15 protein-coding genes are annotated in these 22011 nt (G+C 51.2%); 9 read left to right on the top strand and 6 right to left on the bottom strand.

Features of this window, described 5'->3' with window-relative positions; all coding sequences use genetic code 11:
- The first annotated feature begins 351 nt into the window (after positions 1 to 351).
- The 5 genes from AC4IE7_RS00820 (at position 352) to AC4IE7_RS00800 (ending at position 5544) form a co-directional block, all read left to right on the top strand.
- Entirely contained in the window at positions 352 to 2280 is a 1929-nt protein-coding gene (locus AC4IE7_RS00820) for a DUF1302 family protein (RefSeq protein WP_490774902.1), read from the top strand.
- Positions 2281 to 2303: 23 nt separating this feature from the next.
- The gene (locus AC4IE7_RS00815) at positions 2304 to 3617 is read left to right on the top strand and encodes a DUF1329 domain-containing protein (protein ID WP_490774901.1); all 1314 of its coding nucleotides are present in this window, start codon (positions 2304 to 2306) and stop codon (positions 3615 to 3617) included.
- A gap of 114 nt (positions 3618 to 3731) precedes the next feature.
- Complete coding sequence (locus AC4IE7_RS00810) at positions 3732 to 4325, top strand: 2-hydroxychromene-2-carboxylate isomerase (protein ID WP_490774900.1); 594 nt, start codon at positions 3732 to 3734, stop codon at positions 4323 to 4325.
- Positions 4322 to 4954 (top strand): glutathione S-transferase family protein, encoded by a 633-nt coding sequence (locus AC4IE7_RS00805; protein ID WP_490774899.1) that lies wholly within the window; start codon positions 4322 to 4324, stop codon positions 4952 to 4954. Before AC4IE7_RS00810 ends, AC4IE7_RS00805 begins: the two co-directional genes overlap by 4 nt.
- Positions 4951 to 5544, top strand: a complete 594-nt coding sequence (locus AC4IE7_RS00800; protein WP_490774898.1) for an antibiotic biosynthesis monooxygenase — start codon at positions 4951 to 4953, stop codon at positions 5542 to 5544. The genes AC4IE7_RS00805 and AC4IE7_RS00800 overlap by 4 nt, the downstream gene beginning before the upstream one ends.
- A gap of 271 nt (positions 5545 to 5815) precedes the next feature.
- On the opposite strand, the gene AC4IE7_RS00795 is transcribed toward AC4IE7_RS00800, so the two are convergent.
- The 6 genes from AC4IE7_RS00795 to AC4IE7_RS00770 all read right to left on the bottom strand — a co-directional run bounded on the left by AC4IE7_RS00795 (position 5816) and on the right by AC4IE7_RS00770 (position 18226).
- Complete coding sequence (locus AC4IE7_RS00795; RefSeq protein ID WP_490774897.1) at positions 5816 to 7324, bottom strand: DUF1552 domain-containing protein; 1509 nt, start codon at positions 7322 to 7324, stop codon at positions 5816 to 5818.
- Between the two features lie 13 nt (positions 7325 to 7337).
- Entirely contained in the window at positions 7338 to 12098 is a 4761-nt protein-coding gene (locus tag AC4IE7_RS00790; protein WP_490774896.1) for a PKD domain-containing protein, read from the bottom strand.
- A gap of 918 nt (positions 12099 to 13016) precedes the next feature.
- Complete coding sequence (locus AC4IE7_RS00785) at positions 13017 to 13397, bottom strand: hypothetical protein (RefSeq protein WP_490774895.1); 381 nt, start codon at positions 13395 to 13397, stop codon at positions 13017 to 13019.
- Positions 13398 to 13878: 481 nt separating this feature from the next.
- Positions 13879 to 15156, bottom strand: coding sequence for a hypothetical protein (locus tag AC4IE7_RS00780; RefSeq protein ID WP_490774894.1), 1278 nt, complete (start codon positions 15154 to 15156; stop codon positions 13879 to 13881).
- Positions 15153 to 16025: an AEC family transporter gene (locus AC4IE7_RS00775; RefSeq protein ID WP_490774893.1), complete on the bottom strand. Its 873-nt coding sequence runs from the start codon at positions 16023 to 16025 to the stop codon at positions 15153 to 15155. The genes AC4IE7_RS00780 and AC4IE7_RS00775 overlap by 4 nt, the downstream gene beginning before the upstream one ends.
- Before the next feature lie 536 nt (positions 16026 to 16561).
- Positions 16562 to 18226, bottom strand: a complete 1665-nt coding sequence (locus AC4IE7_RS00770) for a sigma 54-interacting transcriptional regulator (RefSeq protein ID WP_490774892.1) — start codon at positions 18224 to 18226, stop codon at positions 16562 to 16564.
- A 459-nt stretch (positions 18227 to 18685) separates the two neighbouring features.
- Here AC4IE7_RS00770 and AC4IE7_RS00765 point away from each other — a divergent pair, with 459 nt between their 5' ends.
- The 4 genes from AC4IE7_RS00765 to AC4IE7_RS00750 all read left to right on the top strand — a co-directional run bounded on the left by AC4IE7_RS00765 (position 18686) and on the right by AC4IE7_RS00750 (position 21950).
- Entirely contained in the window at positions 18686 to 18964 is a 279-nt protein-coding gene (locus AC4IE7_RS00765) for a phenol hydroxylase subunit (protein WP_490774891.1), read from the top strand.
- On the top strand, positions 18961 to 19959 hold the full coding sequence (locus AC4IE7_RS00760; protein ID WP_490774890.1) for an aromatic/alkene monooxygenase hydroxylase subunit beta: 999 nt from the start codon (positions 18961 to 18963) through the stop codon (positions 19957 to 19959). The genes AC4IE7_RS00765 and AC4IE7_RS00760 overlap by 4 nt, the downstream gene beginning before the upstream one ends.
- A 12-nt stretch (positions 19960 to 19971) precedes the next feature.
- Complete coding sequence (locus AC4IE7_RS00755) at positions 19972 to 20244, top strand: MmoB/DmpM family protein (RefSeq protein ID WP_490774889.1); 273 nt, start codon at positions 19972 to 19974, stop codon at positions 20242 to 20244.
- 182 nt (positions 20245 to 20426) lie between these two features.
- Entirely contained in the window at positions 20427 to 21950 is a 1524-nt protein-coding gene (locus AC4IE7_RS00750) for an aromatic/alkene/methane monooxygenase hydroxylase/oxygenase subunit alpha (protein WP_490774888.1), read from the top strand.
- Positions 21951 to 22011: the final 61 nt, after the last annotated feature.

Here is a 22011-nt window from a genome sequence, read left to right as displayed (position 1 = left end):
GGGGCATGGCCCCACCCTACACTCTTGATTCAACAGTAGGGTGGGGCCATGCCCCACCAAAACCATTTGCAGAGCTATATGCAATGAGTCTCTTTGCGCTTTAGTAAGCACTAAGCTTCTGATCCCTCCCTCGGCCGGAAATGATTTCCGGCCTTTTTTTGCTCGCTGGTAATTATCGAAATAATCACAAATCATCATTTGATTAATTAAAATATCGATATTTTTACGATATCCGTAACCTGTTCGTTATTGCGTCAATTATATCTAATAAAAACAGTAAGTTATGAGTTGGCACGCCTGCTGCATAGTTAACTTTCGCTTACATAATTTCAGAAAGAGGAGGAGGCTAGGATGTTCCTAGAAAGTCACAAACAACTACCGGGAAGGGAACATCCGGTCTTTAAAGCCACACTGCTGGCTGCTGCTGTCACGACCTCTCTGAGCGGAGGCCAGGCCCTGGCCTATAGCTCGGAAGACGGCACTACACAGGTCAACGGATTTGTTGAAAACGCCACCTACAGCCGCCAAAACGTCGGTCTGAGCAAGATGCGCAACACGGTGTTGATCGAAGGCTCTAAGGATTATGGAGAGCAGGGGGCTTTTTCAAACATCAGCTTCGTTGGTGCTTTCCGTGCAACCTACGATGGCGTTTACGATCTCAATGACGATGAATTCGGCAACAACGCCGGTGGTTCCATTAATATGGAGTCTGTAGGCGGTGCCGGTTCAACAACCTGGGGTGCTTCCGATGTCTCAACCGGTGTGTTGGGATTTGGTTTTGATACCTCAGAAAACCCTAACGAAGGGTTGGTCAACCTGGGCAGTGCCATTCACGATACGGATGGTGGGGTCGGCCTTGGTGTGCCGGTTCGTCCCTGCGACGTAGACTCTCGTGGTTGCATCGATGACTATCTCGATTTCTCAGAGAGTGATCTGAAATACCCTGAATTCAACGATCGACTCGATTTTCTTCGAGAGGCCTATATCGACGCAACCCTGCCAACAGATAGTGCCGCAACCTGGAACTTCCGTCTCGGCAGACAGCAGGTTGTGTGGGGGCGTACAGATCTGTTTCGGGTCCTCGATGTGATCAACCCGGTGGACTACTCCAGACATAACATCTACGACGAGCTGGAGGATATCCGTATCCCGATGTGGATGGCCACTGGTGAGTACAGAATGGGGGCAACCGAGACCTTCGATGATCTGAACATGCAGTTTCTCTGGAACTTTGACAAGTTCCGACCCAACAGTCTCGGTCAGGGTGGTACACCCTATGCGATCCTTGATGCAGGTAGTTTTTTCCGGGCGATGAAGAACTGTTGGGATAACGGCTGTTCCGTCTCCAACTTTGCCGGGGGTGCGCTCTCAACCGATTTTCCAGAACATGTGATCGGTATCCGCGACGTACATCTTCCAGACTGGTCATTGAGCAACTCCCAGGTGGGTGTCAAGCTTGAGGGTGACTATTCGGGTGTTGGTTTCTCGTTGAATGCCTTGACCTACCGTTCCCAGATGCCTTCTCTGCGTGCGGTTGTGGATAACGCAGATAACCCCTTCACTACGGAAGTCGAGTCACAGAGCTACGACTATCTGATCGCCTTCGATATGTATTTTCCCAGGGTCAATCTGGTCGGTGGTTCTCTCGACTTCTATGTGGATGACATCAAGTCGGTGTTTCGAGTCGAAGCGGCCTATACCCAAGGCGAGGAGTTTGCCAATACGCTGCGACCGGAACTCTATTCAGAGTCTGATATGTTCCGCTACGTATTGGGATGGGATCGCCCAACGTTCATTCCATTCCTCAACGATAAACGTGCCTTTCTGTTATCGGCGCAGCTGTTCGGCGAGTACATGGTTGATCACGAGCGGGAGAAGGTCAACGGTATCGAAGCGGGTAATCCCAATTGGGAGATCAACCACGTGGGTACCTTGCTCGTCAAAGGCTGGTATCAGAATGACCAGGTCAGTCCCCAGGTCATCATGGCCCATGATTTCAAGGCCCATGCCAGCGTCATCGCACCCTCAGTCGATTGGTTGATCAGTGACAACCTGCGGCTCACCGTGGGTGCCAACTTTAAGATTGGCGACGGCGCACAAGAGTATGACGATTGCCGCTCCTGTAACCCCTTTCCCCCGTTTACCGGCGATGGCGAACCGGGTGATCTTGCACTGCGAAATCTGGCTGGATACGAGCCCCTTGGTCGTTTCCGTTCCGGGCCTATCGGTATGGCCCAGGCAGAGGATGAGTTTCAGATCACCCTGCGATATCGCTTCTAAGTTTTGTTATGGAGGTTTTGAAAATGCGTTTGCTTAATACAACGCTGATGGCGGGACTATTGATAGCTGCCAATATTCCCGCCCAGGCGGCAACAGCGGAAGATGTGGAGAACAGCTTCTATCCCTATAAAAATGGTATCCCAACCCATGACGGACTACAGGTGGGTATGGTGATCGATCAGTCCAACGTGGCCCAGTTCAAAGATATCATCGATCCTGCGATGTTTGAGTTTGTCAGCCAGGGGTGGACCAAGATCACCGTCGGTGAGACCACCTCTTTCGATCTGCATCCCAACTATGTACAGGCCACCATGGATGGCCTGGGCAAAGTTAAGCTGGGCGAGAAGTCCGGTGAGATTGAGGGCTTTGTCGCTGGTCGGCCCTTTGCCGAAGAGCCATCGATGGATGATCCCAGGGTGGGGGAAAAACTCGCCTGGAACTACAAGTACGGTTACAACTGGGGTGACAATGCAGCGATCTATCCTTTCTACTGGAAATACAAGGATATGAAATCGGGGAAACTGGAAAGAACCATCAAGTTCAATTTCCACTTCCTCAACTATATGCACCGGGTAAACCAGGAGCCCCTGCCTGAGATCAGCCCAAATCCTTCAAAACTGTTTCGCGCCATCTACGTGCAGGCGCTGGAGCCTTTTGATGTTAAGGATACCCAGTTGCTGATTCATCGTTACGAAGATGACTTGAAGCGTGACAGCGCCTGGCTCTATCTCGGTTTCCAGCGTCGGGTACGTCGTCTGGCATCCGGTCAGGTAACGGATGCCTTTCTTGGCTCCGACGTCATGATCGAGGATTTCGAGGGCTATAACGGTCGCATCAATGATATGGAGTGGACCTTTAAAGGCACTAAAAACATCCTGGTGCCTTTCTATAACCACAATGCACTGCCTAATCTATCCGAAGAGCATAAGGAGTCGGATGGTTATCAGTTTGTAGAGATGGGCGACAAGGGGGACTGCTTTCCCCAGATCACCTGGCAGTTGCGTAAAGTCTATGAGTTGGAGAACAAGCCGAAAGATGCAAACCATCCGATCAGTAAGCGGGTGCACTTTATCGATGCTCAGACGTTCACCATTCCCCGTACTTTGACCTACGACCGTAAAGGTGATCTGTGGAAGAGCTGGCAGATTGGACAGGCTCATCCGGATCACCATCTGCCGAAGAACAAAGGCACTGGGGTGGCGATCGATGACTCCTTTACCATGATCGATGTGCAGGCGATGCACTGCACCACGGGGCAGTTCAAGGGCCAGGTTGATCCCAAGCTGAATCCTGCCAGAAAATTCACAGTACAAAACTTGAGAGCTTCCGGTCGTTGATACCGTGCTGTTGTCTGGCGGCAGTTGTCGCCAGACATTTTTTGAGGAGTATCGGAAAGCTGTTCCTACAGTGAATATCAGATACGGATTGATCTTAGATTAAGGATTTTGATGATGGCTGAATCGACAGACGTCACTCTCTACTTCAACTTCCGCAGTCCATACTGTTATCTTGCCACCAAGACCATGTGGTCGATATTCGACGACTACCATGTGCGTATGGTTTGGCGTCCATTGGGTGGATGGGATGGCCGCTCACCACCTGAAGAGGTATTAAAAAAGCTGCCGATTGCAAGACAGGATATGGCGCGATTTGCCAGGCGCCTGGGTATTCCAGTCAATCCACCACCGAAAACCACTGATCCAACCCTGGCGGGTGCCGGTTCATTGCTGGCTGAAAAGCGAGGTCTGCTGAGGCCCTATATCAATGAAGTGATGCGTAAGGAGTGGGCGGAAGGTAGCGATATAGGACAACTCGATATCCTTCTGGATGTGGGTGAAGCTATCGGACTCCAGCAGGATGAGCTGGCTGCGGCAGCCACTGATTCAGATAATCAGGCGCAGCTGCTCAGCAACTGGCAAGAGGCCGATGAGCGGGGTGCAGTCGGTGTACCCACTTTCATAGTCGGCGATGAGATCTTTTGGGGACAGGACCGCATCGATTTCGTAGATGAACATCTGCGGGAATTAAGGCTTTCCCGCATATGAGTCTCAAACCCCAGCTCTATGATAAAGAGGAGTGTCCGTTCTGTTGGCGTGTGCGGATGGCGCTGTATCGCTGCGGGGTGGATTTTCAACGTCTGGCCTATGATGAGTATGAACATGAGTGGACCTCATTGACACCTTACAATACGGTGCCTGTGTTTAAAATGGGTGATTCGGTGATACACGATTCATCGGTGATGCTGGAGTATCTCGACGAAAGCTTTGGGGGGCTGTGGCCGTCTACCCCTGAGGCGCGTGCCTTTGCGCGGGGGATTGCCCTGTATGCAGACAGCGCGGTAGGCAGACCGGTCAGGGATCTGGTTTTTCAACGACGGGATCGGGCACCTGCCGAGTGGGATGAGGAGGTCATAGCCAATGCCATGGGGCAATGGCACAAGTCACTGCCCTATCTCGAAGAGCGGCTGGAGGTATCGGGCTATTTTGTCCCTGGTGGAGGTATCGCCGATTTTGTATTGGCAACACGCTTCGGGCTGGCGTTGGCATATGATATGCCTTCCCCCCGAAGCCCAGGATTGATGGCTTGGTTTGAGAACATCGCCGCTCAGGCAGAATTTTCAGAGACTGCTCCGGGTATAGTAAAAGAGAAATTGGATCGAGGCTGGTTGAGATGACAGACAATCAAGAGTTCCCAACTGACAACAATGATGAGGGTGATCCACCGGTTACGGTTATGGTGACCCGAAAGCCGGTAGTCGGTAAAGAGTCCGAGTTCGAGGCGTATGTCACTGGCATAACCCAGGCCGCCATGCAGTGGCCTGGACATATGGGCACCAATGTCTTCAGGCCCAACAAGCCTGATGGCAGCTATCGCATCGTGTTTAAATTCGATCACCGCAGCAATCTTGAAAAATGGGAAAACTCAAAGGAACGTGGTGAGTGGCGGGAGATTGCGGAGCAGGTCAGTCAGCCCCGGGAGATTCAGACCATCACAGGCATGGAGGCCTGGTTTACCTTGCCGGACTGCGCGATTAATGTACATCCACCGAAGTACAAAATGGCATTTCTGGTCTGGTTGGGGGTGTTTTCTCTGGTGACTCTGCTGAGTCTACTGATAGGCCCTTATATTGAAGGTCTGCCATTGGTGGTTAAAACGTTTACTTTAACCATTATCGTCGTTCCAACTTTGACCTATTTTGTGTTGCCCTTTTTGACCCGGTTGTTTTCGCGCTGGCTTTATCCCTCGGGCTCAAATCAAACTTGAGTTTTTTTCTCCTGTCCATGCTCAGTACCGGAATGGAAGTTATCTGGCATCTTTGTGGCTTCCACAGGAATTGAGGAGTCTATGAAACAGAGGGGTAATCGATTGGCACCGAGATGCGGAGGTGAATGCGTACGCCGGTTATGATCCGGCGTACGCAGTGACATACTAACCAGGCCTTGATCTGAGCCACGCTTGTAGCCCTGAGTCTATTAATATCTATGGCCTGGTTAGTAATTGCTGATGAAAGTTTTTGCGGTTTGAGTATTACTTTCTATGCCAGCATCTGCGTAATCACTCCCTTGTTCATGGTCATCCCGCCAAGTGAGATATTGCTGTTTCCGAAAGTGGTGATCGGTATTCCCATCGCATTGGCAAGGGTCACAAACAGGTCGTTGTGCGGGCGACCGGCGCCATTCCACCGGTAGGGGAAGTTGACGTCCTGATCAGTAACAGTCTGACCGTTTCTATGGTTAATTGCACTGAAGCGCATGTATTGACCTGTCTTTAGGTAGCCTTGTGCATCACCGATCACCAACCAGGGAAGGCGTGTCAGGTCGTGACTGCCATCGGAGAGTTGTGAGTGGACTACAACCAGTGTGTTATCGAGCAGGCTGGTTCCATCAGTCTCTTGCAGGTTGTCAAGGAAGTCGAGGGTGTATCGAACCTGGTCAAAGATACGCTTATCGGATGCGTCGACAGTAGCAATCGCAGCCGAATTTGTCAGTGCCGGAGAGTCGCCAGAGACCTCATGGTAGAGGGCATGGCTATCGGAAGTGCCATAATCACCATTGCTGTAGTTAAACTCATAGTCTGGTGGCAAGGAGAAAGAGAGATTGACGACACGAGTTGTGTCAGTGTGCAGTGCCGCCGCCGCCAGTTGAGCCATCAGCTCACAGTGCACCCGCCAGTTCGGATTACTTAGGCTGCCTTTTTGATAGCCCTCATCCAGCTGCGACCAGGGGTCGATGATCGAAGACTGCAATGGGCGGTTCGCGTCCCTTCCGCTGACTATATTTGAGGCGTTGTAGAGATCACTGCGCAGGTCTCGCATCTGTGTGAGTTTGACGCGATCTTCGGAACTCACGCTGTTCAGCAGCCGGTCATACTCACCACGTACAAAAGTGTGAAGCAGGGCTCTGCGGGTCTGAGCTGGTGTTTGAGTCGTTGCGTTTGGATCGAGTGGGGTCGGGAACAAGCGATCCCACACATCTGGCACATAGGTCATAAAGGGCACCTGCTGGCCAGGTGCTGAGTAGGAGAGATTACCCGTACTTCGATCCCATTGACTGGCGTGGGGTGTTGCTCGTAGCTCGAGGGACTGGAGGCGGGTGGCAGCCCCATTGGCCGCCAGCTGCTGTGCGATGAACTGATCGATGGTTGGTCCGGTACCGGAACTGGCTGAAACGCGGTTGTTCGCTGTCAGTGATTGCGTCATCCCTTCTATATGGGCGTTAGCAGGCCCTGTCGGGTCAACCATGGCGCTGAGCATGTCCAGGTGCTGAAATATCGTGGTTCGGTCTCGATAGGGATTGAGTGCGCTCATCTTGTCACGGAAGGCCCATGCGGTATCGGCCTGATCCTGCGGCACCATCTGTGGGCCTGCCACGACCGGCTCCCAGCTGCCGCGACGGGCACCCCATTCGACCTCGATGAAAAGAATGCGCTGTGGTACGCCTGTTGCTGCCTGTGCACTGGGGCTGGACAGCCAGGGAAGCGAAGCACCAGCGGTAGTGGCAGCCATCATTTTGAGAGCGGTTCTACGGTTGATTCGTTTAGTCATGTCACTCTCCTGATTAGTTAATAGTTGGACGGCTGCGGAATGAAGGTGACATGACAAGTTCGATCACCAAAGATTGCATGCTGTCTGTGTTGGTCAGCTGGTTGCTGAGATTGGTGATTTCGCAAGCATCTTGACTGCTACTGTTGCGGCCAAGTGCAAAACGGAACATGTGCTCACTCATACAGCTACTCACAGTTCGACTTGTGGGTAACTGCAGTGCGAGGTCAACGGCACTTTGCACGGTTCCGGTGATGTCGGTGCCGGCGAAGCTGCCCGTGGCATCCACTTGGCAGCCGTTCTCCACGGCACGGTAGCGTCCCAGCGCATCGTAGTGTTCGAAATTGAAACCAGCACTGTCGATGGCATCGTGGCAGGCTGCACAACCCGCTGAAGCGGTGTGCTTGAGTGATACTTCATCTCGCGTGGTGCAGACCTGGGACTCATCGACAACAAGATTCTCATCAGGCATCCCGATAGCAGCAGGTGCTGGCGGGGGAGCGCAGACAATCCCGGTGAGGAACTGCACGCCACGCAAAATTGGCGAGTGACGGCTGTCGTGGGATGTTGAGGCCAGGGTACCTGGTTGAGTCAGTACGCCTGCACGTTCTGTCATATCCAGATTGACCTGAACCAGCTGGTCACTGTTCGGAGCCGCCACACCGAAGATCGGTGCCAAGCGGTCATTAACATAGCCATAGCTGCCGGACATAAGAACAGACCATGAGTCTGTGTTCCATAACGCATGTTCAACATATTTGATCACTGATGTCTTCAAATCGCTGCGTAGCACATTGTCAAACTCAGGAAATGCGTCTGTGTTAAGCGCCATAGTATCGAGCTTATAGAGGCCAAGCCATTGCACGAAGAAGTCTGTCAGAACCGGTCTGGCGCGGGGGTCGTTCAACATGCGATTGGCCTGAGCACGAAGGACGCTGTCTGTCAGCAGGCTACCATCTTCCGCTGCAGCCAACAGAGCGCTATCCGGTACTGTTGCCCAGAAGAAGTAGGATAAGCGCGAGGCGAGTTCGTAAGCATCCAGCTCCCTGGCATTGCCTACGGCGTTTGAGGAGCCAAACTCAGGACGATACAAGAAGTTTGGTGACTCAAGCAGGGCAGTGATTGCCAGGCTAAGGGCCTCCTCTGGTGTGGCTGCATTCAAACCACCATCGATCAGTGCGTCAATTGCAGTGCTCTCTTCAGCTGTCAGAGGGTGCCTGTAGATGCGTGGTGCGATATCGTTTAAGGCACTACGCGCGCACGCCTCATCATTGCTGTTACTGCATGGCGCCCAACTGGCCAGTGACTGGATTGCCGCTGTGGCAATGGACTCCGCTGCCGTGGCATATTGCTCTACAGCCAGTGCCGACGGCGCTTGGCCTTCAGCCGCATTGGTGAATCCGTTCATGCGTTGATCGACGGGTAGGTTCAAGCTCGGCAGGGATGCACCCGGGAACAAGCTTGTGACTGTGTTCTGATATTCGACTTGATTCAAGCGTCGAATCGGCGCACCTGAGGAGCCAAATACCGCTCCTGTGCAGTCAACCCCGCCGACAGTGGTTCCGGGATCACTGTCGTTATTTGCTTGGTCGTCGGAACCGGTGTCGTTGCCACTGTCAGTTTCTCCGTCATTCCCGGCGTCATCTTCGGTACCGGTATCGCTGCCACTGTCGGTATCGTTGCCGTTGTCAGTTTCTCCGTCATTCCCGGCGTCATCTTCGGTACCGGTATCGCTGCCACTGTCGGTATCGTTGCCGTTGTCAGTTTCACCGTCATTCCCGGCGTCATCTTCGGTACCGGTATCGCTGCCACTGTCGGTATCGTTACCGTTATCAGTTTCACCGCCATTCCCGGCGTCATCGTCTGAGCCGGTATCGCTGTCACTGTCGGTATCGTTGCCGTTATCAGTTTCACCGCCATTTCCGGTGTCATCGTCTGAACCGGTATCGTTGTCACCGTCAGTTTCGTTGCCGTTGTCAGTTTCACCGCCATTCCCGGCATCATTGTCTGAACCGGTATCGTTGTCACCGTCAGTTTCGTTGCCGTTGTCAGTTTCACCGCCATTCCCGGCATCATTGTCTGAACCGGTATCGTTATCACCGTCGGTATCGTTGCCGTTATCAGTTTCACCGTCATTCCCGGCGTCATCGTCTGAACCGGTATCGTTGTCACCGTCGGTTTCATTGCCGTTGTCAGTTTCACCGTCATTCCCGGTGTCATCGTCTGAACCGGTATCGTTGTCACCGTCGGTTTCATTGCCGTTGTCAGTTTCACCGCCATTCCCGGCGTCATCGTCTGAGCCGGTGTCGCTGTCGGTATCGTCTTCATCATCAGTTTCGGAATCATCCCCGGTCTCAGTATCATCCTCTGAGCCTGGAACAACATCTACCTCGCTCTCAATCCCATTCACCAGGAAACTGCTGGGCATCTTGGCCCCACTGGGTGATGCGATAAAACCAAAGGTTACCTCGTGGTCAGGTTTTACTATCCGGTTGCGTCTTTTTCCTGACAATACATAGTTATTACCTGAATGAGAGACCAGTTTTGCATTCCATAACTTTTTAATCTCGAAGTCAGCTTTGAAACTGATGGTCCAGCCCTCTATTACCTCGTCACCGATATTGCGAATAGTCGCCATACCCTGAAAGCCTCTCTTCCAGTCATTGACAGACTTCATCATGACTTCAGTCTGGTGATTATGATTGAAATTGCCCTGTGTTGATTCACCCCTGTCAATAACGGTAATTTCGTTAGGAATTGGGCTGTCAGCTGGTCCGGCGACAATGGCGAATCTCACCTTCTCACCAGGAAGAATGGACTGATTGTCATCATTACCTTTAAGGATATAGTTGTCCTCGGCATGTGAAACAACCTCTGCTCCCCAGATACGCTTAATATCGAATTCCGCATCGAAACTGATCTCCCAGTTTTCGATGGGCTTATCGGTGTCATTGCTGATCACGCCGATGCCCAGAAAGCCCATGCCCCAGTTAAACTTTTTAATGATTTTGGCGGAACCTGAAATCCCCGGATCGTCCGCGGAAGTAACCGTCACCGTGGTGGCTGCTGAATCCATGGCACCACTATCATCATGCACAGTAAGCGTTACATTGTAGGTGCCTTGGGCACTATAGGTATGGGATGGCTTTGGCCCGGTGCCAGTTGAGTTATCTCCAAAATCCCAATCATAGGCAACAATGGAACCATCCGGGTCTACGGAGCCACTGCCATCAAGTACAATCTCTGTATTAGCGGTTGCTGTATAGGGACCGTTGATATCAGCCGTAGGTGTAAGGTTGCCTAAACCGATAACTGCTGTGGTTGTTACGGTATCTATGATGCCATCACTATCAGTGACAGTAAGTGTGATGTTGAAACTCCCTGCATCACTATAGGTGTGAGTTACATTGACACCGTTCGCTGAATTACCATCACCAAAATCCCAGGCATAGGTGGTAATTAGCCCATCAGAATCAGTACTGTCAGCGGCACTCAAATCGAGGGGCTGATTAACAGTTCCGGTATATGGGCCATCAGTAACTGCAGCAGGGGGTTCATTGACCACATCGCCAATAGTGGCAGTGGTTGAGCCGGTTGCAGTTGAACCGCTGTCATCAGTCACTTGTAGTGAAATGTTATAGACGCCTGAATCTGTATAGGAGTGCGATGGAGTGACGCCTGTGCCTGTGGTGCCGTCACCAAAATCCCAGGTATAGCTGACTATTTGGCCATCTGTATCACTGGAAGAGGATGCATCAAAGGCAATAGACTCATTGACTGTGCCCGCATAGGGGCCACGTGGATCGGCTGCTGGCGCCAGATTGCCCTGTTCAACACTGACCGATGTCACGTCTGAATCCACGGCATTGTTATCATCAGTCACTGTCAGAGTAACGTTGTATGTACCACTGTCTGCATAGGCATGGGTAGGACTGATGCCGGTTCCGAAGCTGCCATCGCCAAAATTCCAGTCGTAACTGGTAATCATGCCGTCTGCGTCTGTTGAGCCGCTGCCGTCAAAGGTAATCGTTTCATCCGCTTGACTGGTGTATGGGCCCATGGCATTGGCAACAGGAGGTTGATTGCCTGCACCAATCGATACCGCAGTGGATGCGGTTGTGCTGTTACCCTGATCGTCGGTAACGATTAACGTGACATTGAAGCTACCTGTTGAGGTATAGGTATGGGCAGCCTGTACTCCATTGCCACTGCTGCCATCTCCAAAGTCCCAGGCATAGCTGGTTATGATGCCATCTGTATCAGAAGAGTTTGATGCATCGAAGCTCAATTCAACATTCTGAGTGCCACTGTAAGGGCCGCCTATATCTGCAACAGGGGCTTGGTTTATCACTTCCAGATCAAGTAGGCCCGCAATAATCTCTGCAGGTAATGCATTACTCGATACTGCGCCGCCGTTGACGACATTGTTAGCGCCCTCTGTCCAGCCTGGCTGGGTATCACCATTGATCTCATCAATATTGCTTATATTGTTGGGATCATTGTCTGAATTCAAAGATTCAAGTGCTGCATAATCATTGTTGTTTTGACCCATGTCCCAACCGTAGCTATTAAGTTCACTGTAGCTATCGGTATGACATAGTGCACAGGGATCGGCCAGATTATCATCACTTAGCGAATTGGGGTAAGCGACTCGCCAGCTATTGAGTAATCGTGTTGTGGCCTGTGCCTGTGTGGAAAGGGTTAGCACACTAAAGATTATAAGTGTGCTGAGCAAAGCTGATGGTGAGAAAAATATTCGCTTTTGCTTTGGAAACATCGAAACCACTCCTTTGTTCGGTTTGTTGTTTTTTTTACGCGATACTCAATGTGCATTTGTCACGCCTGAATGCCAGGCTCGGTGTTTGAACCAAGCCTGAATCATCTAAAGCATGTTACGTGCACATAATGATAAATCCCGACAACGACAAGGTCGTAAACTTCCAAATATCCCTATCCAACTTTCTAACCATCCTTGTTTTATTTGAGATGCTACTTGATTGTGCGCTCTGTTTTTAAACGTGCATCACTTAATGTGTTTGGTGTTGGTCACAAATTTAGTGATTGCTGTCGGTTGTCTATAATAATTAATCGTAGTTAACCATTGCATGCTCAGGAGAAAACTAAATTCAACAAGGAATCTTTATATGAATTTGGTGAATCGTCTAAGCTATTTAATTAAAAGTTTAAGTTTATTATGTAGACCCTCTACAAACACGCGGCGAGTTTTAGGTAATTACTATTTAATTTACAATATGCAAGATCCTGGGCGGTGGCGATATCCTGATGAGTGGTTGATTTTCGCAAGTATTAAAGATGTATTGAGGTTAATTAGGTATGGCTGAATTACACTATATTTATAGTAGTGCCATTTAATAGGTTAGAGATACCGCGATGCTGAGTGCAAAGCTATAAGTTAGGATCTTAGGAAGTTAAGCGTCTTTCAATTAGTGATAAGTTTCAGAAATTATTATAAAAATAATAATTAAAAGTGTTACCTGAATTGGGAGAGGAAAGGGTTTAAAAAATTATCCTTTATAATTTTATATTTTACGCATTTGGTATCTTTTGATTGATTGCTATATATGCAGATTACTGAATAAATTACTTACCAATTTATAATTATCCCTGGCTGAAGAATAGGAGAGATTGGCTCAGTTTATTCGATAATCTGATAATAATATCGATCTATTTGTTCTTATATTGGCTTCTTGCGAAGCAGTTTTAGAACGATTAGATAGACATTGTCATTTCGATGATTAAAACGAAATTCACTCTCTCTGTAATGTAAGTAGAGCATCTCTCTGCGGATGCCTTTCATCTTACTCAGACGAAGCTTCGCATACGCAGGGAACGATTCATCAACTTTAGTTTGCCCAACAAGCCAAGCCTCTCTTTCGTGCTCTTCAGTCAGACGAATACGAATTTTGATGTAGATGGTATTGATCGACCTGACAGAAATTCCGGTTAGTCTGGCGGTATCAGAAGCGGAGAAATCGAGAGAAAAATATCGGATGATTTGGCGGAATTTCTTCTCTCCAATTCGGGATCGTCTGTAATACTTGTTTTTACTAACCATTTCCGAAACTTTGCGCCAGTCAATAGATGCTTAACTTCCTAAGTATGTAAGATTTGTCGTTGCTCAAACTCAACTTGGAAAAGATTGTTTAATGATCAATCGACTGAGTCAGATCTCTTTCTCAAAGCTTATAATTTAGTTTGATTAAGCAGATCTATGAGACGCTTGACAGGTCCTAGTGTTGCTAAATGCGTTTTTAGTAACAAGATGTAAACGCATGAAAGGGGGTGGGTGCCCGACTAATGGTTGATTGCCGCAAGCAAAGAGTAAGCTGACGACATGAAAATCCCCTATTGGATGGGGAATCAATTCAATAGATTTAATTTACATCTACAGTGTGACTGCGCACAAAACATTATGTGTAGGTAGAAGCACAGAACAAGTTATGGAAGCTGCCTGCATATCTACAAGCAACCGAAAACGAAGGCGACAGATTAAGAGCGCTACGGTGGTAGATATCTATGAAATCGAGGCCGTTAAGTTATGGCAGTGCTAATTTGGCAAACAGATTCAGTACCAGTATGGATAAGAGCAACATTACCAGCGCATACTTACCGTTCCATCTCAAGCTGTCAGAGGTCTGTTGTTTGTAACGCCCCTGCATGGCGAGGTTGATGCCGGAGAAGGGGCTGGTGCCGGTACCAATGGCCCAGGCTGAAATAAAGGTCATGGCCAACAGGGTGCCATTCGGGTTGAGGGGGGCCAGCAGGGTACCCAGTGCGGCGATATTGATCACCGGATGCACGCCCAGAATCGAGGTTGATATCATGAATAGCAACACCAGGGAGGCCTCGAAGCCGGTGAATTGATCGAAGGGGAGCCAGCCGCCAAAAACGGCAAATACAGCATTCAGCCCTGCCGCCATAACCCCGGCGGCGAGGAACAGGGTTAGCTCATTCTGCATACTGGGCAGCTCTTCGGTGATATGTTGCAGAACACGAGAATAGGGACGGGAATGACGCACCAGGGTGACCGTCAGGGATAGTGTAGGCGCCAGCAGTGCGATGATTCCAAGAATATGCCAGTCACTATTCCACTGGTGTAACACTAAGACAGACAACGCCAGTATACCGGGCAGTATCAGGGCTGATGGATGCATGGGATAGCCAGTGAACTGATCGTTGCCCTGGCACCCCAGGGCGGTAAGCAACAAGGCACTCACTGCCAGGGGAATACCCATCAGCCAGAGTTGCGGTAGCGAGGCACCCGGCGCATAGGTGAAGGCGGCGGCCATGGCAGCAAAGAAGGGGGACCAGAATGCCGCAGCGGTAAAGCCCCGAGTCAGAACAATGGTTTGTGCCTGGTTAAGACGACCAAGGCGACTGATCCGGTCACCCATGATAAATACCGATGAGAGGTTGATTACTGAGCCGAAGAGGTGCACACCAAAGAGGGTTGACCAGACTGCCCGCCTTCCCGATGGCAGGGTCTCTCCCTGTTCGGTATCCGGTTTGGTGATCAGCCGCAGAAAGCTGACAGCGGCGAGCATGCTCAACAGCAGTGCGTTACCTGAAAGTACCATTCGCCAATCTGGTGAAATATGATGCATCAGACCCCAGGCTATGCCGATCAGGCCTATGCCGACCAGGATCAAGATCTGACGCCGGGTCTGGATGGAAATATCGGCAATCAGCAACAGTCCTGCACCCCAGGTGAGTATGCCGATCAGGGATTTTGGAAAGCCCCCCGCCAGGGTGTGGATCACAGCAGTGATGATCGCAGCAGAAAGCAGCCAACCTGCAACAGCGCGACGCTTCAAAGGATAAAGACCAGGGCCAGAGGAATTATCGCCAGGCTGGCGAGATTGCCGAAGGCAACCATCGAGGCAACCTCATCTGAAGCAAGGTGATATCGTTCAGCCAGGAGGAAATTCATCACCGCAGGGGGCAGAACAGAGAAGAGTAACAGGATCTTGCTCATCTCCTCAGAAGGCTGCAATAAAGCAATCGCCGCCGCGGCGCTGATCACTCCGGTGGCAGGGCAGAGGAGCGCGCCAACCAGACCGGCTCTCCAATGGCTGATATCGACCTGGATCAGCCGTACTCCCAGTGCCACCAGCATCAACGGAATGGCAACTTTGGAGAGCATTTCCAGTCCCGGCATCAGCAGTGCCGGAGCATGCCAGTCGCTGATGTGGGCAGCGATACCGGCTAGCGTGGCGAGAAACACAGGATTCTTCATCAGGCTCATGGGATCGAGTCGTCCGCTGACCAGCCAGATCCCCAGGCTGAAATGGAGACTGGTGGAGACCACGAAGGCAACGACTGCAAAGGGTAACATGCCATCACCAAAGGCCAGCGCTGCCAACGGCAGACCCAGGTTGCCTGAGTTGTTGAACATCATGGGGGGTAGAATAACTCTGGGTCGGAATCGTAACAGCCGGGCCAGTGGCCAGGTCAACAATCCTGATCCCAGCACGATGATCACTGTGCCCCAGGCAATAGAACGCCACTCAGGCGAGTTGGGTATCTTCTCTGAAAGTACATAAAATAAAAGCGCCGGCACGAAAAGATTCATATTAACCCGATTGGCGGAGTCCATATCGCTACCATTGAGTCGGCCGTAGAGATAGCCCAACAGAGCAATGCCAAATACCGGCAGGGTGACTTCAAGTATTTGGCTGAACATCTCGTCAATCTCGCTAATGTTGAGGCACTGTTATATGCCACTTCAATCGTTAATCACAAGCCATGCTTTTGCCGATGATTTTGTGACCAGATCTAACTGGCCCTGTTTTTTCGGCGTGCAGAATAGTGTCTGGAAGAGATTCAAGCAACGTAAGGTACGGCCCTGCCGCACCCTTCTATGAGGCCTTGTTTGTCAGGCCTGGCCTACCCAGGATCATCTTCTGTCATTCCGGTTCTCCTATACTTTTCTCGATCCCACGCTGCAGAGTGGGAATGAATGCGGCAGCCCGTAGCCTGGATGAAGTGCAACGGAATCCGGGAGAGCACTGCACCAATCATCCCGGATTCCGTTGCACTACATCCAGGCTACCTTGCTTGACTTAAAGTTGTAGCGTGGGGCCATGCCCCACAAAAAAAGCTCGATGCCAAATAAAGTTACGTCTGTCTTCCCTAGTCTATCTGGTGGGCGTGACCCGACCATGCCGGGGCGGAAAGCGTCACCCATACAGTAGACCGAGATGATGTGGGATTCGATCTCTAATCTCCATCCCGTTTTTTAAGCCGGTAGGCCAGTTGAGGGCGGGTCATGCCAAGCAGTCTGGCGGCCTGACTGAGATTGCCGTTGGCTTTTTCGACAGCGGATTCCAGTATCAGAGTCTCTACTGCTTCGAGGCTGCCGGATTGGTCAAGTACCTGTTCGACCAGCGAGTCCAGGGGTTGTGATTGTTGAGATTGGGAGAGTAATGTGCTCGGCACATCCTTACTCATATTGAGACAGGGGAAGAGATCCTTGAGGTCGATAGCATGGCCATTGGTTACAATGATCACGCCCCGTTCGATCATATTCTCCAGCTCCCGGATATTGCCTGGCCAGTTGTAGTCATGCAGGGATTGCATCGCCGGTTCAGTAATGCCATTGACCCGCTTGCCGTGTCTTGCGGTATATTTTTCCAGGAAGCGCTCCACCAGCAGAATGATATCGTCCTTGCGCTCCCTCAATGGGGGAATGATCACCGGATAGATGTTCAAGCGATAGTAGAGATCGGAACGGAAGCGTCCGACGGCGACGGCCTCCTGCAGATCCACATTAGTCGCGGCAATCACCCGCACATCGACCTTACGGGTTCTGGTGTCACCGACACGTTCGATCTCCCCCTCCTGCAGAGCCCGCAACAGCTTTGCCTGGGCGTTCATCGACAGTTCTCCAACCTCATCGAGAAAGAGCGTGCCCCCGTGTGCTCGCTCAAAACGTCCGGGACGTGATTGTAAAGCGCCGGTATAAGCCCCCTTCTCTACCCCGAACAGCTCTGACTCGATCAGCTCTTCCGGGATGGTGGTGCAGTTGATGGCGATGAAGGGGCTCTTCTCCTGAGGACTGATACTGTGCAGTGCCCGGGCAAACATCTCCTTGCCGACGCCGGTCTCCCCAAGCAGGAGCACAGTGACATGACTCTCTGCCACTTTACGCAGCATGTCGCAGGCCTCCTTAAATGCCCGAGAGGTTCCAACCATGTCACCGATGCCGGTCTGCTCCTGCAGTGAGTCGCGCAGATGACTCACCTCGTCCTGCAGCGCCAGCAGTTGTTCGGCCATAGGATCTGGCCGGTAGTGACGCCGCTCCTCATCTGCATCATCCCACTCTTCAATGGGTTTGCCGATGATGCGGCAGTGACGGTCACCCTTGGCGTGGCACTCCACCTCGCGATAGGCGATGAATCGACCCATAATCTCGCTGGTGTAGCCGGAAGCGTAGCCGATCTGAGTCCAGCAGACTGGTTCGGTATGAATGCCGAATAGCTTCAGATGTTCAGAGGCCTCATGGGAGTTTTCCCAAAGGAACTCCCCATAGAAATGGCGTTGGCGAATATCGATATCGATCTTGATCGGCTTGACGTGCACCACCCCCTCAAGGGTGTGCAGACGTGGTCCCATCATCAGCAGATCCTCGTCATTACCTTCCGGCAACAGCTTGCGGGCCAGGTCGGCATCTTTCGCCCCAGAGGCATAACCCATCCGGGTCAGTACGCCTCGTGCCCGGTCATGACCAAGCGTATCCATCAGCTCTTTTCGCAGAGCCCCCATGGCATGGGTATGCATTAACACCATGCGGTGGTCGTTGAGCAGGATCTTTCCCGCGTCGAAAGTCAGGTGCAGATTTCGGTCCTCCATGGGAAGACCTGAGATACTCAATTGAGATGACATCTATCCTCCACCCCGTCTTTCATGATGTTCGGGGATATTGTTTGGTATAAAAAATCATCCGTGAATGGCGTATGACTTGTTGGTATTTTTTTTGGAGATCTAATGTCTCCTGCATACGCTTCTTACTTTTTATAGTGCCAACTCAGTTTTTAATCAAATAATAAATTTACTTGGATTGAAATCAGGATTCATCATATTTGCGGCAACCGAATATATGTTTTTGTGCAAATGCAGCATAACTGATCGTTTGCGTTGAACTATTTGATCAAATTTCCCAAATGATTAACTGCGTTTGATTTTATCGTTAAGACCGGTCCCAGCCATTTAACTTCTAAATTTCATAATATATATATTTATCAGGTAGTTATGGTTTTTGGCATAGCTTCTGCAATCCTAATCTGACCAGAAACATAGAGAGGCTGGATTAGAGGCCTCCATTTTTGAGAACAGGAGGATGTCATGCGGGAGTATGTCCCGAAAATTGGCCAGGCCTATATCAGGGTTACTGGCGAACGACTCGGAAAGTTCATTGAGTTTGAGTTCTCCATCAATGATGAGGACTTGACCGTTGAGCTGATCCTCCCCCATGAAGCTTTCAAGATCTTCTGCGACAAACATCAGGCCCGAATAATCGAAAACCCGGATGAGATTGTGCCTGCCAAGGGTCCCGGTCTCTACCGGGAGTCGCGCTTCAATAGCGGAAGATCCGATACCCCAGGAGGAACAGAACAGCGATGAGTATCGAAATCAAAACCATGAATGTGGAGCCCAAACGCCAAACCTTTGCCCATGTGGCACGGCGTCTAGGTTCCGATGCCCCAGCTACCCGTTATGAGGAGGGGGTATACGACCTGCAGGCCACTACCCATTTTCACTATCGGCCTATTTGGGGGCCGGAGATGTGGCACTTCGATGAGGGTCGTACCGCCATAAAGATGGAAGATTGGTACAAGTTCAAAGATCCCCGTCAGTACTACTACGGTACCTACACCATCGCCCGAGCCAACATGCATCAGACCACCGATCGTAACTTCGCCTTCGAAGAAAAACGCAACCTGATGTCCAATATCGATCCTGCCTGGCGGGAGATGCTCGTCAACTATCTGATTCCACTGCGCCACTATGAGTGGGGCGCGAATATGAATGCCTGCTCGATCAGCGATGCGGGCTACGGCACCGCGATCACCTCAGCTGCAATCTTCACCGCTGGTGATCGGTTGGGTATCGCTCAGATTTTATCCCGCATCGGTATAGCGCTTGGTGACGGTACTGGTGAGCTGCTCGATGAGGCGAAAAGCCAATGGATGGATGCTGAGGCCTGGCAGGGCACACGCAAAATGGTGGAAGACAGCCTGGTGCTGAAGGATTGGTTCGAAGCCCTTCTGGCACAGTTTCTGGTGATGGATGGACTGGTCTATCCCCTGGCCTATAACCACTTCGATAACGAAGGCCAGAAACACGGTGCAGCGGCAATCTCAATTCTATGTGAGTTCATGGTCGACTGGAGTGCAGAACACAACCGCTGGGTCGATGCGGTGATCAAAGTGGCAGCCAAGGAATCTGAAGAGAACCAGAGGCTCCTCTCTGAATGGTATCGCCAGTGGCGGCAGGTGGCAGTGGAAGCTCTGCAGCCCCTGACAGCACAGGTTTTGGGTGATGGCGCTGAGACAGCCCTTGCTGAAGTCAGTGAACAACTCGATCTCCGGGCCGGCAAGCTCGGCTTAACCGTATAACAGGAGGCCGAGATGGCTGGCATCGTATCCATAACCCTGCAAAACAACGACGAGGCTCGTCCAGTGATCGAGTCGATTATGCAAGACAATCCAAGCGCCAACGCCAACTACATGCCCGGCGTGGTCAAGATCGACTGTCCGGAACGATTGGTGGTCAAGGCGGAGTCGGTATCTGAGCGTATCGGCCGCGATTGGGATCCCCAGGAGATTCATCTCACCATCGTCTCCATGGGCGGCAGCCTGGATGAGGATGATGAAGAGCTGGTTCTCTCCTGGGGCGCCTGACCCGAATCTATCATCCGGCCACTTTAAATTAGCTGACTCATGGTTTTAAGAATGGTTTATCAGATATTGGCAAATCAGATTGAGTTACCGGCAATCGCAAACCGGCAACTGAACCATGAGAAAGGCACGATCATCCCGTTCCCGGATGAACTATTCGGGTTAACACTGGAGGAGCAATTCAAATGACACCCCCACGCAAGAAAAAGATGAATCTGAAACAGCGCTACGCGCTGATGACCCGAGGTCTCGACTGGGAGACCAGCTACCAGAAAATGGACGATGTCTTTCCCTATGACACCTTCGAAGGGATCAAAATAACCGACTGGTCCAAATGGGAAGATCCATTCAGACTGACCATGGACGCCTACTGGAAATACCAGGGGGAGAAAGAGCGCAAACTCTACGCGGTGCTCGACTCCTTTGCCCAGAACAATGGTCAGCTTGGAATCTCCGATGCCCGCTATGTGAATGCCATAAAGCTGTTCCTAACCGGCGTCACGCCACTGGAGTATCAGGCCCATCGTCACTTCGCTCACCTTGGGCGGCATATTCGTGGCGTCGGTCCCCGGGTGGCAGCACAGATGCAATCTCTGGATGAGCTGCGTCATGCGCAGACCCAGATCCATACCATCAGCCACTACAACAAATATTTCGACGGTTTTGCCGAGTTCCCCCACATGCACGACCGGGTCTGGTATCTGTCAGTACCGAAGTCGTTCTTCGATGATGCCTGCAGTGCCGGACCGTTCGAATTCTTTACCGCGATCTCATTTGCTTTCGAATATGTACTGACCAACCTGCTGTTTGTCCCCTTCATGTCCGGTGCGGCCTATAACGGCGATCTGGCAACGGTCACCTTCGGTTTCTCCGCTCAGTCGGATGAAGCGCGTCATATGACCCTTGGTATTGAAGTGATCAAATTCATGCTGGAGCAACACCCGGACAATCTGCCCATCGTGCAGAAGTGGGTCGACAAATGGTTCTGGCGTGGCCACAAACTCCTTGGGCTGGTGGCGATGATGATGGATTACATGCTGCCAAAACGCATCATGTCATGGAAAGAGGCTTGGGAGATCTATTTTACCGAAGCGGGGGGTGCTCTGTTTGAAGACCTCTCCCGCTATGGCTTGCGGGTACCCAAATTCGCAGACATCGCTACCGAAGAGGCGGAGCACATCTCCCATCAGAATTGGTCGATCTTCTATCAATACACCCAGGCAGCCGGTTTCCACACCTGGTTGCCAACGGATGAAGAGATGGCCTGGTTGTCGGAGAAATATCCCAATACCTTTGATAAATACTACCGCCCACGCTTCGAAATGTGGCGGGAGATGGAAGCCAAAGGTGAGCGTTTCTACAATAACGCACTGCCCCAGCTCTGCCAGACCTGTCAGATTCCGATGGGCTATACCGAACCCGGTGACCCCACCAAAATCGGCTTCCGTAGCACCGAATTCCAGGGCGAGCGTTACCACTTCTGTTCCGACGGTTGTAAGGACATCTTCGAGAATGAACCGGAGAAGTTTGCCCAGGCCTGGCTGCCAGTGCACCAGATCTTTCAGGGCAACTGCGGCGGTGCAGATCTGAGTGACGTGCTCAAGTGGTACCACATGGATAACGGTAACGACAATATGGACTATACCGGTTCGCCGGATCAGAAACAGTGGGATGCCTGGCAGGCGGCCCGAAAGAGAGTGGCCAGCTAACCTGCCGGCCTATACCCAGCCGTCATCAGGATTGCTGCTGGCGGAAGGACAAAGAGATTTA

The organism is Candidatus Thiodiazotropha sp. AKAK3 (assembly GCF_058244645.1).
The sequence above is the reverse complement of the archived record's forward strand: the minus strand, read 5'-3'. Positions and strand labels throughout refer to the sequence as shown.